This is a genomic window from Desemzia sp. FAM 23990, assembly GCF_045528485.1.
Classification (GTDB): domain Bacteria; phylum Bacillota; class Bacilli; order Lactobacillales; family Carnobacteriaceae; genus Desemzia.
The window spans coordinates 54192-71029 of the sequence record NZ_JBGQQW010000004.1 but is presented as its reverse complement, the minus strand read 5'-3'; the positions used below and the strand labels follow the sequence as shown (position 1 = coordinate 71029).

Sequence of the window (16838 nt, the reverse complement as noted above, 5' to 3'; positions counted from 1 at the left end):
TTTTCCTCATTTCTTTTTAGAGTAATCGGGTTTGCGTTGACTAATTTCTTCATAAAACTGGAGATAGCTGGCGTAGCGGTATTCAGCAATCGTACCTTCATCAACCAGTTCCTTTACTTTACAGCCTGGTTCCTTGTGATGAATGCAGCCTCTGAAGCGACACTGATCTTGGACTTGAACGAAGTCTGGAAACAGTTCCCTTAAATCAACCAACTCAATCTCTGCCAAGTCGATCGCACTGAAGCCTGGAGTATCTGCTACTAAACCATCATATAGAGGAATCAATTCCACATGTCTGGTGGTATGCTTACCACGTCCTAAAGACATCGATATCGCAGCTGTTTTTAACACTAATTCTGGCGAGATCGTATTCAGCAGTGTAGATTTCCCTGCTCCAGATTGTCCCATAAAGACGGTCAAATGAGTTGCAAAATGACTGCATAGATCTTGCACAGCTTGGTCTTTTTCAGCATTTGTCGGCAAATACACTGTATAACCGATTGATTCATAGTACTGTTGGTATTTTTTTAAAGATTGGTACGTCTCATCATCGATTAAATCAGTTTTCGTAATGTAAATGATCGCTTCTATTCCTTTATTCTCTAAGGTCACTAAAAACCGATCTAATAATTGAGTAGAAAAATCCGGTTCTACCGCTGATGTCACGACTACTCCTAGATCAATATTTGCGATTGGCGGTCGTACCAATTCATTTCTTCGTTCTAAAAGTTCTTGAACGACACCTTCCTCTTTGTTTCCACTCTCAAATTCTACAAAATCTCCCACTAAAGGGGTTAGATTGCGGTTTCTGAAGTTTCCTCTCCCTCTAGTCTGATAGGTTTCTCCTTGGTAATAGACGTAATAAAATCCACTTAATGCTTTCCTGATCTGTCCTTGTGGCAAATAGGCGCCCTCCTCAACTCTCTTTTCTCTTTAACTTTACTCAACTCTGAACCAGAATGCAAACCTAAAATCAGAAACGTCCATTAATCTCATGCTTTCAAAAACTTAAAAAAGAATAAAACACACTCTCCATGGACTAGGGCAAAATAATTTTGCTTGTCCGTAGAGAGTGTGTTGATTTTACACAGCAGGTTATTCTATTCGTCTGTATCAGGAGCAGCAACGTTGGTGTTTTCTTCAATCGTTTCGCCATCACGTACAACACGGTAACTTCCTGTTGTTCCTTCTTCTAAAATAAAAGGTATTTCTAAATCATGGTCTTCTGTGATCGTAAATTGCTGGAACAATGTGTTCAAGTTATGTTCAGCATCTTCAATATAGATTTCAATAGTATTCGGTACAGGCTGTGATTCAGTCGAACTTTCTTCCGATTCGTTTTCTGAGGATTCATTTTCTGAGGATTCGTTTTCTGAGGATTCACTTTCCGAGGAAGATTCAGCCGCATTTTGATACGGAATCGTTACAGGAACCGTAAATTGACGTGCCGGAATATCTTCTTTTCCAAGGGAGACTACAATGCTTAATGAATCCCCCTTGTAAACGATCGTTCCAGGATCAATATCTTGCGAGATCACATATCCGACTGGGACCTCTTCAGAATATTCTTCCGAAATCTGCAGACTCAATTCATTTTCAGAAGCAAAATCTTCTACACTCTTTTGAGAATATCCATTAAGATCTCTCATCTCAGTTCCAGCTCTTCCGCTGCTGACAGTAAACGTAACCGTCGTCTCCGATGGTACTACTTCTTCATCTTCCCCGATGTCTTGTGAAATGATAGCTCCTTCTGGAATCTCTTCACTGTTTTCTCCCACACTCTCTACTGTAAATCCAATCTCAGTCAGTTCAGCTCGAATTTCCTGATAATCTTCGTTCGTGTAATCCATGAATTCAACTGTTGCTTTTCCTGAACTGATAAACAGATCAACTTGTGTGTTTTCTTTGACACTATTGCCGATAGTCGGGTTTGATCGAACAACAAATCCTTCTTTGATCTCTTCATTCGGTTCTTCAACCACTTCATCAACACTTAAATTCACTTTTGAGAGTTCCATTTCTGCTTCTTCCAGCGTCATCTCTTCCAAGTTTGGGATAGTGACATCTTTAGGCGTTAATAAATAAGCCGCGATGGCAACTCCAATGGCTATGAAAAAAAGACTTAACAAGACTATCCATATCCATCTTCGTTTTTTCTTTTTCTTTTCCGGAACCGACTCTTCTTTCGGTTCTTCTGTCACGACTGGAATAACCATGGTATCTTCCAAATCCGTTTCTTTTGTGACTGATATGGGAGTAATGACTTTCGTCTCTTGCAACATGCTGGCAGGAGCATACGGCGGCTCATCCACTCGACTAGGAGATAAAGCTGTTTCAAGATCCATTTCCATTTCACGAACTGATTTGTACCGGTCAGCTGTTTCTTTAGCAGTAGCTTTTAATACCACATTTTCTAATGCTTGCGGTATTCTGGGATCAAACTTTTTAACCGAAGGGATACTTTCTTGGAAATGTTTTAATGCGATCGAAACAGCTGATTCACCTTCAAAAGGTACACTGCCAGTCAGCAACTCATATAAAATAATCCCCAACGAATAGATATCCGATTGGTTGGTAGCCATTCCTCCGCGAGCTTGCTCTGGAGAAAGGTAATGAACGGACCCTAGTAATGAATTAGTTTGTGTAATAGAAGATTGTGAAACAGCAACGGCTATTCCAAAATCGGTAATTTTTACAACGCCGCTTTCATCTATCAATACATTCTGCGGTTTTAAATCTCGATGGATGATTTGATTTTGATGGGCATAAGAAACAGCTGACAAAATTTGACTCATGATATTCAAGACTTTACGATATGCAATCGGGAAATTATTGATAATGTAATCTTTTAAATCCATACCTTCAATGTATTCCATGACAATATATTGTGTATCGTTTTCTTCGCCTACATCATAAATACTGACAATGTTCGGGTGGACCAGTTCAGTGGAGGATAAAGCTTCACGCTTGAAGCGACGGATAGTATCTTGGTCTTTTCTAAAATCATATCTCAAGACTTTAACGGCAACATCTCGATCTAAAATCAAATCATGAGCTAAGTAAACATTAGCCATTCCGCCGCTGCCAACTGGTTTTATTATTTTATAACGACCATTTAATTTTTTTCCGTTTTCCATTCTTTAAACCTCCTTTCTTCCATTTAAATCAATAATGATCACAGTAATATTGTCTACTCCGCCGCGCTCATTGGCTAAATCAATCAGCATAGTCGCTTGGCTTTCCAACGGTTCAGTTATATTCAAGATTTTTTCAATTTCTTTATCTGCTACCATATTGGTCAATCCATCCGAACACAATAAAATAGGGTTATTGGACCCGTATGCATACGTATCGATGTCGATTCCCAACGTTTCCTCAACACCCAATGAACGTGTCAATACATTCTTTTGAGGATGATTTAAGGCTTCTTCTTCGGTCAATTGACCATTCCTCATCAATTCGCCTACTAACGAGTGATCGTCCGTAATTTGAACTAAGCGACCATCGATCAAACGATAGGCACGACTGTCTCCTATGTTTGCAATCACATAACCGTCCACAGCTTCTGCGACTGCTACTAAAGTCGTTCCCATTCCATTTAAGTCCGGGTACTGACGGGCTTTTTCGACCAATCGCTGATTTTCTCGATTGATACGTACTTCCAGCCATTCCGCAGCATTTTTTGCAGAGTCGAACTCGGTTTTTTCCCAATTATTTCCTAAATGGGATACAACCATCTCGCTGGCAATATCTCCAGCCCGATGTCCTCCCATACCATCACACAATACAGCTAGTGTTAAGCCGTTTTGATTCTTGTATGTATTTGCAAAATCCTGATTTGTTCCTCTTTTTCTACCTTTATCGGTCTTTACAACCAATCTCATACCGACACCTCTTTTTCGCCTGTTTCAAATCTAAGTCTTGTGGCTTTTTCTCTATGTAAGGAAAATATAAGACACTAAAAAGGACAATCTCTCAGAAAAGATGTCTTTTCTGTGAGATTTCCACGTTTATTTCTTTCTTAACGCACTGATAAAAAAACCATCTGATTCAAAAGCATGAGGATAGATTGTTAAAAAACCATCCGTTAGACACTCTTTTGCAGGTCCTTCAACAAAAACCTCTTCTTTTTCAAATTCAGGATGCCCTGTTAAGAAGGCTTCCACGGTTTGACTATTTTCTTCTCTAGTTATTGTACACGTACTATAGATTAGAAGTCCACCAGATTTTAATTTAGGCGCGACATGTTTTAAAATATCTAATTGAATGGTGTGCAATTGTTCAAAATCTTGTGGTTTCTTAGTGTACTTGATATCGGGTTTTCTTCTCATCAAGCCTAAGCCGGAACAAGGAGCATCTACTAATATCCGATCAAAAGTGTCATCGGCAAATATTTCGTCGACCTTACGAGCATCTTGTTCAAACCCTTCAACAACATCTGCTACTTGCAATCTTTCCGCATTTTCTTTGATCAATTTGACTTTGTGTTTGTGCAGATCAAGTGCTGTTACTTTACCACCTGCTTCTTTAGAAAGAAAAGAGGCAATGTGCGTGGTTTTTCCGCCTGGAGCGGCACAAGCATCTAAAACTTGATGGTGTGGTTCTACTTGCAACGCAGGAGCGACCAGCATAGAGGTCTCATCTTGAATCGTGATCTTTCCACTTTTGAAAAGTTCAGAAGACGCAAAATGTCCACTGTCGCTAACGATTCCATGTGCTGAAAGTTCACTTTTGCGCACATAAAACCCTTCTTCTTCCATGTAATCGAGTGCATCTTGCAGGGTCGTCAATTTTTCATTCACGCGGGCACTGGAATGGCTGGGAGACAATAATGATTCTCCCAGCAATTCCGTTTCTTCGTATCCGATCTCCGCAATGAATTTCTCTACCAGCCATTTAGGCAGACTATACGAAACACTTAGACACTCGACTGGATCAGCTATGTCTTCAACAGTTGGGAATCCTTTTCTCTCAGCATTTCGTAAAATACCGTTGATAAATTTACTGATTCCTACATGACCACGTGTTTTTGCTATCTCCACAGCCTCAAATAAAATAGCATGCGCTGGTATTCTTTCCAAATAAACCATTTGATAAATGGATAATCGCAATAAGTTTCTTACCCATGTATCTACTTTTTGATTTTTTTTCAAGAATCGACTCAAATAATAATCCAATGTGATTTTACGTTGCAAGACACCATAAACCAATTCTGTCATTAAACGTGCATCAGCAGAGCTTAAATTATTTTTTTGAATGGCTTCATTCAAAAGAAGATTTGAATAAGAACCACTTTTTTCAGTTTTATCTAAAATTTGCATAGCTTGGTAGCGGCTGCTTTTCTTCACCGCTCGTTTAGCTGAAGGTTGTTCTGCCATGTTATCCTAAGACCTCTCCCGTATTAAGTTTACTGCCTATCCCACTGACAAATGCAGCTGCTGACATTCTTGTTTTACCAGCTGGTTGCACCTCGTCCAGCTGCACCACAGTATGGTTTCCACAGGCAACTAATATACAGTCTTTTTGAATATCGATCATCGTTCCAGGTGCTTGATCGGTTTGATTGGACAAAGGTGTCACTGCCCAGATTTTTAACCGTTCGCCCTCTAAAAACGTATAGGCTCCTGGGAAAGGACGCATGCCTCTGACTTGATGATCAATGGCTGCGGCTTCTTTGTGCCAATCCAATACTTCTTGTTCACGAGTAATATTAGGTGAAAAAGTTACTTTTTCTTCCTCTTGTTTGATAGGATGAATAGTCCCATCAATGATATGAGGGATCGTTTCCATCAATAAATCTCTTCCTAAGATGCTCAAGCGGTCAAACAAAGTTCCGACATCATCCGCTCTAGTGATCGGCAATGATTTTTGAGAAATAATATCTCCCGCATCCATTTTTTTCTCCATGTACATAATCGAAACTCCAGTTTCGGTTTCTCCATTGATCAAAGCATAATGAACAGGAGCGCCGCCACGATACTTAGGCAGTAAAGAGGCATGAACATTTATCGCACCGAGGTGAGGAACATTCAATAATTTTGTAGGCAAAAATTGTCCAAATGCAGCTGTGACGATTATATCAGGATTCATTTCCATAATTTTTTCCATTTCTGGAGATCCAGAGATTTTTTCTGGCTGTAAAACTTCAATACGGTGTCTTAAGGCCGCTTCTTTCACTGGCGTAGGCGTCAATACTTTTTTTCGGCCTACTGGTCTATCTGGTTGTGTTACTACAGCTATTACTTCGTAATCTGATTCCACCAAAGATTCTAATATAGGTACAGAAAAAGCTGGTGTTCCCATAAATACTATTTTCATTGAGCAAAACTCCTTTATCTCGCTTGATAACATACTGTGATTATTTTTTGCTGTTTTTTCATTACATAAATTGCTGCGGTTCTTTATCTATCGCAATTGTTAAACCTTTAGCCATTTCTTTTTGTGATTCGTTTAAGATTTGGTGCAGCAAAGGAATCAATGTGGGTTCTGATTTATATTTTATCAATACTTGGTAATAAAAACGGTTATTGACCCGCGCAATAGACTTAGGCGTAGGACCCAACAGGATCGTGTTTTGGTTCAATTGCGGCGCCAGAAAATTGACGATGTCATACATTTTTTTGGCGGCTACTTTTTCTTCTGTATGACTAGCTGTGATTGAGACTGTAAAATAATAGGGCGGATAATTCCCACGATGACGAATGATCATTTCTTTTTGGTAGAAATGATCGTAATCGTGTTTTTTAGCCAATTGAATGGAATAATGTTCAGGGTTAAACGTCTGAACAATCACTTCACCTGTCAATTCAGCCCGTCCTGCTCGACCACTCACTTGAGTCAGCAGCTGAAAGGTTTTTTCACTGGATCGAAAATCCGGCAATCCCAGAGAGGTATCGGCATTCAACACCCCTACTAAAGTAATGTTCGGAAAATCTAATCCTTTAGCGATCATTTGTGTTCCCAATAGAATATCGGCTTCTTGGTTTCCAAAAGCACTCAAAATTTTCTCATGGGCACCTTTTTTACGAGTCGTATCCACATCCATCCGAATAACTCTAGCTTCAGGAATCACTTGCTCTAATTCCTCTTGGATTTTTTGCGTCCCGGTACCATAATACCGGATTTTAGAACTTTTGCAAACAGGACAAGTGTGAGGGATCGCTTCTTCGTGTCCACAATAATGGCATTTCATACTTTTAGTATCCATGTGGAGTGTCAAAGAAATATCACAGTTTGGACACGGCAGCACAAAACCGCAATCTCGGCACATCACGAATGAGGAATACCCTCTTCGATTGAGCATCAATACAATCTGCTCTTTTTTAGCCAAGCGATCGCGAATTTTTTCTTGCAATACTAATGAAAAACTGCTGCGATTTCCGCTTTTCCCTTCATCACGCATATCTACAATAGCCACTTCCGGCAGCATTCTCTGATTGACTCGATCAGGCAATTCCACTAATGTATATACTTTTTTCTGAGCTCTGGCACGAGATTCTAAAGAAGGTGTTGCGCTCCCTAAAATCAATGGACAATTATGAAATTCAGAACGCCACGCAGCGACGTCTCGAGCATGGTAACGTGGATTTTCATCTTGCTTGTAACTGCTCTCGTGTTCTTCATCCATGATAATGACCCCTAAGTTTTTCACCGGTGCAAATATAGACGAACGAGCACCAACGACTACTTTTGCTTCTTCTCGTTCAATCTTGCGCCATTCATCAAATTTTTCACCGTCAGATAACCCACTATGCAAAACAGCTACTTCATCTCCAAAACGACCTTTAAAACTCGTCACCATTTGAGGTGTCAATGCAATTTCCGGGACCAGCATCAATGCCGTTTGGCCCTTTTCCAATACGGAAGCAATGGTTTGTAAATAAATCTCCGTTTTCCCGCTGCCTGTAACTCCTCTTAACAGAAAAGTCTCTGACCGCTGATGAGTGACTGCTGATTGAATCGCTTCAAAAGCTTGTTGCTGTTGTTCAGTCAGTATATGAGGGGAAGTTTTTTCAAAGGTCTGCTCTTTAAATGGATCTCTGTACACTTCTTCTTCAAACACTGTCAGCCAATGTTTCTTTTCCGCTTCACGAATGACCGGAGACAGCAGCTCGTACAGTTTGCTCAGTTCTTGAGTACTGATGGATTGCTCAGACAAAGATAATGACTGCAGGATATCTAATAAACGCAGCTGCTTTTTAGCTGTTTTTCGCAAACTCATTTTTTCCTCTTCCAATTGTTCAAAAGACAGAGCTGGCTTTACCATTCTTCTTTTTTTCTTACTGGCACGATTTTTTACAGAATAGACCACTTCAACAACATCTTGTTTCTTGAGTTGCGTCAATCTTGGTAAAATTCCGCGGTTTACGGCATCATCCCAGGTAATTTCATCTTTTCCTTTGAACAATTCAAAAAACTGATCTTCATCCAGTTCATCAATGAGACGAATACTTTTCTCATACTTGGCCCGCAATACTGCCGGAAGCATCGTTTGATAACACGTTATTTGAAAACTGAATGTTCTGTCTGCCATGTCTTTTCCTAATTGAATCAATTCATCGTTCAAAACGGGATGTAAGTCCATTACACCTGATATTCTTTTTAATTTCCCGCTAAATGAAGCTTCTTCAACTACTGAAACGACAAATCCTTGGACAACTCTTTTCCCTTGTCCAAAAGGAACTTCTACTCTCATTCCCGGAAAAATTTGTTCTGCAAATTCTTCTGGTATTTGATAATCATATGGTTGATTTGTTTGCATCGTTGGAACATCAACGATCACTTTAGCGATTAAATTCAAAATCACTTCACACCTTTACTTGCTCATTTTCTTAATCACTTGCTGAATGATCTCCTCAGCAACCTCTTTTTTGGATCTAACGGATACTTCCACCGGTTCTTCATCCGTTGAAAAAATGGTCACTTCGTTCGTATCTTTATTGAATCCGGCATGCGGTTTGGAAACGTCATTGGCTATGATCATATCAGCCTTCTTCTTTTCCAGTTTTCCTTTCGCATAGCTTGCTACATCATGCGTTTCGGCCGCAAACCCTACTAAGTATTGATGCGTTTTTTCTTGACCCATTGTAGCTAAAATATCTGTTGTTTTAGCTAAAGAAATCGTTAGAACAGCTTCACTTTTTTTAATTTTTTGTCTGGCTTGATCTATAGGAGTGTAATCGGACACGGCCGCTGCCATAATGACTGCGTCCGCTTGTTCAAATTGATCAAAAACAGCATCATACATTTCTCTTGCAGAATCTACAGGGACCAGCTGGACCCCAAAAGGTTTTTTTAACGCAGAAGATGCAGATACCAACGTCACATCTGCTCCCATATCTCTAGCTGCGGCTGCTAAGCTGTATCCCATCTTCCCAGAAGAATCATTGGTAATGTAGCGAACAGGATCGAGCCGCTCTTTAGTTCCCCCGGCAGTTATTACAAATTTCTTTCCGCTTAAAGGCAAGTCTTGTTGATGTTTTAATAAGAAGCTTTGAATAGTCTCTACAATATTTTCCGGCTCTGGAAAACGTCCTTTTCCATCGTAACCTTCTGCTAAAAATCCTGTATCAGGTTCCATAATAAAGTGCCCATCGTTCTCCAACTGTCGCCAATTGCGTACCGTAGCTGCATTTTCTAACATATGCGTATTCATTGCAGGAACAATCACTATCGGAGCAGTTGTCGCCAACAATGTAGTGGTCACAAAATCATCTGCGATTCCATTAGCCATTTTTGCCATGATATTGGCTGTAGCAGGTGCTACAACAGCCAACTCAGTCCAATCTGCTAAATGAACATGACTGACATTTGCAGAATCCTTTTCGTCAAAAATATCTGTATACACATCGTGTTTGCTTAATATTTGTAACGTATAAGGCGTTATGAATTCTGTCGCTGCTGATGTCATAGCTACTTTCACTTCAGCACCTCCTATGATCAATCGTCTTACCAAGTCTGCTGCTTTATAGGCAGCGATACCGCCAGTAATGTATACCGCTATTTTCTTCCCATTTAACACTCTGATTTCCCCCGATCTTTAGTGCATTTTTAACCATGCATTCTTCTCTATTCTACTAAAAAACAACCCATTTGTCTTTAAAGAGAATGGAATAAAGCGATTGCCGCATTGAATATACGCTATGTCTTAAAGATTTCGCACTATAAAAAAAACAAAAGAGTGGAACATTTTTACGCTGTTCCACTCCTTTATCGATTGATTAAGCTTCTGGTTCTACTGTAGTAGGATCAATCACTAAATCCCCACTTGAAATTTCTTCTAAAGCTCGTCCAACATTTTTAAATGATTTATATTCTTCCAGCATTGGCATTGCTTTTGCTTCCAATTCATACGCTCTTTTACTAGCTACGATTACTAAAGAATATTTTGAATCTATTTTTTCCAATAATGCATCTATAGAAGGATCCAACATCATAATTCTCACATCTCCTCAACGATTTTTTTATATCTGTTTATGACTCTAGGTACTTTTAAATGTTCACTTTCGATAATATGTTTGATTTTAGCGACTGCATTCTCTACTTGATCATTCACAACAGCGTAATCATAGTGATCCATCATTTTGATTTCTTCAACAGCTTTTTCCAAACGTTTTTCGACTAAAGCTATTTCTTCAGTGCCTCGATTAAGAATACGGGTTTTGAGCTCCATAATATCGGGGGGAGTTAAGAAAATAAAAATTCCGTCAGGCATTTTTTCGCGTACTTGCCTTGCTCCATTGACCTCGATCTCAAGGAAAACATCTTTACCCTTGCACAACGTTTCTTCTACATACTCAAGCGGTGTTCCGTAGTAATTGCCTACATATTCAGCATACTCTAACAAGCCGCCAGTTTCAATCAATTTTTCGAAGGCTTCTCTAGATCTAAAAAAGTAATCTACTCCATCTTCTTCACCAACTCGTTGGTTACGAGTCGTCATAGAGATTGAATATTCAAAATCGATTTCTCCACTATCAAAAATTGCTTTTCTTACTGTCCCTTTTCCTACTCCGGACGGTCCAGAAAGAACAATCAATAAACCACGTTCAGTCATATGTTACCCTTCCTATCTACACAGTTTACACCTAAAGATGATCCTCATTACATGAATTCAGACTCTTTTAAAAAATCTGTCAACTTTTTCATTTCTTCATTGGTTAACGTAATCCCTTTACTCATTTTATCATGTTCAGGAGACCATTCGCGTAAATCAAATTTTGGTGGATTACCATTCCAGCTAACTAGATTCAATTCTTTCTGCCAACCCTTTGCATTCTGAGAAAGTACTAAAATTTCTTCTTTGATGTCAAAAGAGATTTTTTGTGCCATTTCGTTCACCTCGATTAAGAAAATTGAAAAAGTCTTTTTAGATTTTTTTTGCTTATCTTCTAGTTTAACATAAAACAGTAACTTACTGTACTACTTTTTAACTTTTAAAGGCTTTATTTGGTATTTTACCTAGTTATAAATAGAAACTAGCCTCTTTTGTTTAAAAAGAATAGAAATAACGCAATTAAAAAAGGATATGGACGAACACGAATTATCAATTGGACTTTCCAATCGTTCAATTCATTTTTATGCTGGTTTTCTAAAATCGATAAGAAATAAAAACATACTTTAAGATTGGATAATAAAGGAATACTTTCTCTAAATTCTTCTTGCCATTCTTTAGCTGTCTTGATGATATCACTCGTTCCCGAATTTTGAATAACTGCGATGACATCATCAAAAGACATTTTTTGAGTCATTTGTTCATATTTCGCTTTAACTTCTTTTTCAAATTCATCAAACGTATAAACTTTTGTTGGGTGCAGATGAAACATCTTACCTGTCAATTCATGAAAAGCATAAGTAAATGCTTCTTTTTGAACTCTGCCATACCAGTTGATATTCAATTGTTCCAATAAAAACCGCTGATTTTTTTCGTCTAGCAAATAATTTTTTATCTGCTGCTGTGACTGTTCAAGAAATAAAGCCACTTCTTTATAAAACTGATTATAATGATCTTGAAAGCTTCTTTTGTCAAATGTATACCACGAACCTTCGTACTTGCCAAATTTTTTCATGGCATCCAAGTAGCCTAGTTGAATATTGACTTCAGCTCGATTTCCGTCGAACAACAACATATCTCCTAAGGGCCACTTGCTGGTAATATGATACGATTCAACATTATCAGGGACAGAATAGTTTCGGACTTTCCCGTTGATGTTGATGTCTGCAATGATGAGGTGTGTGGGATTCCGTTTAAGAGCCACATCTACCGGAACATTTTCGCTATAGCCTCCATCTATATATTCTTTATCTTCAATCATTGTAGCAGACATAGCAGGATACAGGGATGCGCTCGCTAAAAGATAAAGATCCAACTGCCCTTCCGGAATATCTTCAAGGTAAAAAATCTGTCTTTCTCTGCTGACCATTTCAGTAACTGTCAGTCCAAATTCAATCCCGCTCTTTCGAATTTCACTTTCTTTAATGATGTACTCTCTAATTAAAGTCAGCAGCGGCTTAGAACTTATCCCTCTGTTTTTTATGGCCGTTAATAAGAATTTACTTAATATCTCACTGTATTCGTTAAAATTAGACGGCTTGGAAGACAACTCAAACTCTACAACGTGATTGACTTCTAATTCTTTCCACATCCGCTCAGCTAGTTCATAATCTCCTTGTAAAATCACCGCCCCGTTCAAAGCTCCTACAGAGGTACCTGTAATAATATCTAACGCTACTCCCAACTCTTTCAATGCTTTCCAAACGCCAACTTGATAAGAACCACGCGCACCGCCTCCACCAAGAACCAGGGCTATTTTTTTGTCTTCTGGTTGAGGTTGTAATAAGTTTTCTGCTTCCTTCATAAACTAATCCGCTCCTATAGTACGTATTGCTTACAGTATAACTGGAATTCAGTCTTATCTGAAAGAAAAGCGCATTTTACCTCCTTATGGGTCAAAAAAATAGAGAAGAAAGAAAACCAAATTGGTCTTCTTTCTTCTCCTTACAGACTAGCACCAAAGGATGAGCAGTAAACAACTACCGATTACCCCATATCCTTCACTTTCATCAATCGAGTGATTTCAGCACGTTCGCTTTCATCTAATTTCATTTGAATGAAATAAATGGTTTCTTCCAATTGTGGAATAGTGCGGTATTCCAATGCATTCACTCGACGTCTTGTGCTTTCAATTTCATCCGCCAATAATTGACACGTTTTTTCGATTTCTGACAACTCCAAAAGTTCCTTCATAACAGCTGACATTTCTTCGATAGAAACATCTAATTCACTATTGGAATTTAAATAACCATAAGAAATATCACTGGTATTGTCATCTTCTTCGGAGTAATCAAAATTCATTACCGGAACGTTAACACTCATAATATTTTTTTCATAAACACTTAAATTAACCGTACGTGGAGGAACTGCCACCAATTCTTCAATGTATTTTTCATTCAGCAATGATTTCGCCATGACGAAAGATTGCATTGCAGAAATCAGCTTGTCTTCTACCACAGTACGCAGTTGATTGTTTTTTTTGATCAATTCAATAAACTGACGCATCAATTCATCTTGTTTATCTTTTAATAATTTGTGCCCACGACTTGCCAGACTCAATCGGTCTTTCAAGTTCGCCAGTTCCATACGTGTCGGATTAACGTTCAACTTAGCCATTTAGGTTCACTCCCCTTTTGGTAAGTATTCATCTAACATATCATCTTTAATCCGTTTCAATTCAGTTCTAGGCAAGATTGACAACAATTTCCATCCCAAGTCCAGCGTATCTTCGATAGTACGGTTTGTATAGAATCCTTGGTTTACATATTCTTCCTCAAATTGAGTCGCAAATGCTGCAAACTTTTTGTCTGTATCGGATAAAGCAGATTCTCCTAAAACAACTGCTAATTCCTTAGCTTGTTTTCCCTCTGCATAAGCAGCAAACAATTGGTTCATCGTAGCAGAATGGTCTTTTCTGGTTTTACCTTCCCCAGTCCCTTTATCTTTCAAACGAGACAATGAAGGCAATACATCGATTGGAGGTTCAACATTGTTGTTGTACAACTCACGAGAAAGAATAATTTGTCCTTCAGTGATGTAACCAGTCAAGTCAGGGATTGGATGAGTAATATCATCCTCTGGCATAGTTAAAATAGGAATTTGTGTTACAGAACCTTCTGAACCAACTAAACGGCCAGCACGTTCAAACAATGTTGCCAAATTGGTATACAAATATCCAGGATATCCACGACGCCCAGGAACTTCACGACGAGCAGCAGAAATTTCACGTAATGCTTCACAATAGTTTGTCATGTCCGTCATGATAACCAACACGTGCATTCCTTTTTCATAGGCCAAATATTCAGCTGCTGTCAAAGCCATACGTGGAGTAGCGATCCGTTCAATAGCAGGATCATCTGCTAAGTTAAGGAAAACTACTGAACGGTCAATAGCACCTGTTTTACGGAAGTCTTCCATAAAGAATTCAGCTTCTTCAAAAGTGATCCCGATACCAGCAAAGACAACCGCAAATTTTTCGTCAGAATTCAATACTGAAGCTTGACGAGCGATTTGAGCAGCCAATTCCTTATGTGGTAAACCTGATCCAGAAAATACGGGCAATTTTTGTCCACGAACTAATGTGTTCAGGTGGTCAATACTTGAAATACCGGTTTGAATAAATTCATCCGGGTAGTCACGAGCCATAGGATTAATCGCTTCACCATTGATATCTAAGGTTTTTTCCGGAATAATTTCTGGGCCACCGTCGTTTACTTCACCCATCCCGTTAAACACACGACCAACCATGTCTTCAGAAACTCCCAAAGATAAAGGTTTACCGGTGAAACGGACTTTGGTGTCACGTAAGTTGATTCCAGAAGGACCTTCGAAGATTTGAACCATGGCTTTGTCGCCATTGATCTCTAAAACTTGGCCTCTGCGTTTTTCACCGTTTTGCATTTGAATGTCTACTAATTCATCAAATTTAACACCTTCGACACCTTCAACAGTCATCAAAGGACCTACAACTTCATTGATTGTACGGTATTCTTTAAGCATCTGTATCCATTCCTCCTTTTTCAACAACTTGGTGAATGGTTTCTTGAATAGAGTTACGTATGTCTGCAAATTGAGCAATTTTATTCTCAGGTAAGAACTTACCGCGACCAATACGTTCTCTTACGTCTACCGTGCCTTGGATGATTTCATCAAAGTAGGCGCCTAATTCCATTCCTTTTTTCGCTTCTTCTTCAAAAGTCAGAATTGTGTGCAACATTTCGTATTGTTTTTGGATAGAAGTGGTGGAATCTACATCATCAAAAGCATTTTGCTGCAAGTAGTCTTCACGGATCATACGTGCAATAACTAATTTCAAGCGGTCTCTTTCAGATAATGATTCTGCCCCAACTAATTGAACGATTTCTTGTAGTTCTGCTTCATCTTGTAGTAAAGAAGAACTGCGAGTAACCATTTTGTTCCAGTCAACACCTAATGTTTCACCAATGTAAGCTGTCATTTCATTTACATAAAGTGAATAAGAGTCCAACCAGTTAATGGCTGGGAAGTGACGTTTTCTTGATAGACCTGCATCTAGTCCCCAGAATACTTTTGCTACACGCATAGTATTTTGAGTAACCGGTTCAGAAGTATCTCCACCCGGAGGCGAAACAGCCCCAATAGCAGTGATGCTCCCTTCTCTGCCTTCATTACCTAAAGCAACAACTTTTCCAGCACGTTCGTAGAATTCAGCTAAACGACTTCCTAAATAAGCTGGATAACCTTCATCCCCTGGCATTTCTTCTAAACGTCCAGACATTTCACGCAACGCTTCTGCCCAACGAGAAGTAGAGTCAGCCATGATAGCCACACTATATCCCATATCACGGAAGTATTCTGCAATCGTAATCCCTGTATAAATAGAAGCTTCACGAGCTGCAACGGGCATGTTTGAAGTATTGGCAATCAAAATCGTACGTGCCATAATCGATTCGCCTGTATTCGGATCAATCAATTCAGGGAATTCGTTGATAACGTCCGTCATTTCGTTTCCACGTTCTCCACACCCAACATATACTACGATATCTACATCGGCATATTTTGCGATTTGGTGTTGTACAACTGTTTTTCCAGCACCGAAAGGACCTGGAACAGCAGCTGAACCACCTTTAGCAACTGGGAATAACGTATCGATAACACGTTGTCCTGTTTTTAAAGGCGTTGTAGGGTTTAATTTACGAGCTGCTGGGCGTCCCTTACGAACAGGCCATTTTTGAGTCATCGTAAATTCTTTTTTGCCTTCTTCTGTTTCAAGTACGTAGATCGTTTCTGTAATGTTGAATTGTCCAGCTTCAATAGCTGTTACTGTTCCTTCTACTCCCACAGGAACCATAATTTTATGGTCCACAACTGGTGTTTCCTGAACATGTCCAATAACATCTCCAGTAGATACTATAGTTCCAATAGTAACTGCTGGTTTGAATTCCCATTTTTTCTCACGGTCTAGGGGTTCAATAGAAACACCACGACTTAGATAGTTACTTTCTGCGCGATTCAAGAAAGTATCTAAGGGTCTTTGGATTCCATCAAACATTTGTGACATAATCCCAGGTGCAAGTTCAACAGATAAAGCTTCTCCTGTTGTTTCTACTGGTTCTCCTGGTCCTACCATTGAAGTTTCTTCATATACCTGAATGGAGGCAATGCTTCCTCGCATTTCAATAATTTCACCAATCAATCCAAGATTCCCGACTCTACAGATATCTTGAATATTGGCATGTTCCATGCCTTCAGCCGTAACAAGCGGCCCAGAGACACTTACAATTTTTCCTTTATCCAAACTGGTTAC

14 protein-coding genes are annotated in these 16838 nt (G+C 39.1%); all 14 read right to left on the bottom strand.

Features of this window, described 5'->3' with window-relative positions; translation table 11 throughout:
• Nucleotides 1-6: 6 nt before the first annotated feature.
• Nucleotides 7-903 (bottom strand): ribosome small subunit-dependent GTPase A, encoded by an 897-nt coding sequence (gene rsgA, locus ACEN4I_RS02460; protein ID WP_407101734.1) that lies wholly within the window; start codon nt 901-903, stop codon nt 7-9.
• Nucleotides 904-1100: 197 nt separating this feature from the next.
• Nucleotides 1101-3137 carry a Stk1 family PASTA domain-containing Ser/Thr kinase gene (pknB, locus tag ACEN4I_RS02455; RefSeq protein ID WP_407101732.1) on the bottom strand — a complete coding sequence of 679 codons (2037 nt, stop codon included), beginning with the start codon at nt 3135-3137 and terminating at the stop codon, nt 1101-1103.
• Between the two features lie 3 nt (nt 3138-3140).
• Nucleotides 3141-3884: a Stp1/IreP family PP2C-type Ser/Thr phosphatase gene (locus ACEN4I_RS02450; protein WP_407095371.1), complete on the bottom strand. Its 744-nt coding sequence runs from the start codon at nt 3882-3884 to the stop codon at nt 3141-3143.
• A 126-nt stretch (nt 3885-4010) separates the two neighbouring features.
• A complete protein-coding gene (rsmB, locus tag ACEN4I_RS02445) occupies nt 4011-5378 on the bottom strand; it encodes a 16S rRNA (cytosine(967)-C(5))-methyltransferase RsmB (RefSeq protein WP_407101730.1) in 1368 nt (455 codons plus the stop codon).
• A gap of 1 nt (nt 5379) precedes the next feature.
• Entirely contained in the window at nt 5380-6318 is a 939-nt protein-coding gene (fmt, locus tag ACEN4I_RS02440) for a methionyl-tRNA formyltransferase (protein ID WP_407101728.1), read from the bottom strand.
• A gap of 61 nt (nt 6319-6379) precedes the next feature.
• Complete coding sequence (gene priA / locus ACEN4I_RS02435) at nt 6380-8800, bottom strand: primosomal protein N' (RefSeq protein ID WP_407101726.1); 2421 nt, start codon at nt 8798-8800, stop codon at nt 6380-6382.
• 15 nt (nt 8801-8815) lie between these two features.
• The gene (gene coaBC, locus ACEN4I_RS02430; RefSeq protein WP_407101724.1) at nt 8816-10021 is read right to left on the bottom strand and encodes a bifunctional phosphopantothenoylcysteine decarboxylase/phosphopantothenate--cysteine ligase CoaBC; all 1206 of its coding nucleotides are present in this window, start codon (nt 10019-10021) and stop codon (nt 8816-8818) included.
• 199 nt (nt 10022-10220) lie between these two features.
• Nucleotides 10221-10436: a DNA-directed RNA polymerase subunit omega gene (gene rpoZ / locus ACEN4I_RS02425; RefSeq protein WP_304511187.1), complete on the bottom strand. Its 216-nt coding sequence runs from the start codon at nt 10434-10436 to the stop codon at nt 10221-10223.
• Nucleotides 10437-10441: 5 nt separating this feature from the next.
• Entirely contained in the window at nt 10442-11056 is a 615-nt protein-coding gene (gene gmk, locus ACEN4I_RS02420) for a guanylate kinase (protein ID WP_407095378.1), read from the bottom strand.
• A 47-nt stretch (nt 11057-11103) separates the two neighbouring features.
• Nucleotides 11104-11331, bottom strand: a complete 228-nt coding sequence (locus ACEN4I_RS02415) for a YdbC family protein (protein WP_204210730.1) — start codon at nt 11329-11331, stop codon at nt 11104-11106.
• A 146-nt stretch (nt 11332-11477) separates the two neighbouring features.
• Nucleotides 11478-12857 (bottom strand): patatin-like phospholipase family protein, encoded by a 1380-nt coding sequence (locus tag ACEN4I_RS02410; protein WP_407101722.1) that lies wholly within the window; start codon nt 12855-12857, stop codon nt 11478-11480.
• Between the two features lie 182 nt (nt 12858-13039).
• Nucleotides 13040-13669: a V-type ATP synthase subunit D gene (locus tag ACEN4I_RS02405; protein ID WP_407101721.1), complete on the bottom strand. Its 630-nt coding sequence runs from the start codon at nt 13667-13669 to the stop codon at nt 13040-13042.
• 6 nt (nt 13670-13675) lie between these two features.
• Nucleotides 13676-15052: a V-type ATP synthase subunit B gene (locus tag ACEN4I_RS02400; protein ID WP_407095384.1), complete on the bottom strand. Its 1377-nt coding sequence runs from the start codon at nt 15050-15052 to the stop codon at nt 13676-13678.
• The gene (locus ACEN4I_RS02395; protein ID WP_407101719.1) at nt 15045-16829 is read right to left on the bottom strand and encodes a V-type ATP synthase subunit A; all 1785 of its coding nucleotides are present in this window, start codon (nt 16827-16829) and stop codon (nt 15045-15047) included. The genes ACEN4I_RS02400 and ACEN4I_RS02395 overlap by 8 nt, the downstream gene beginning before the upstream one ends.
• Between the last annotated feature and the right edge of the window lie 9 nt (nt 16830-16838).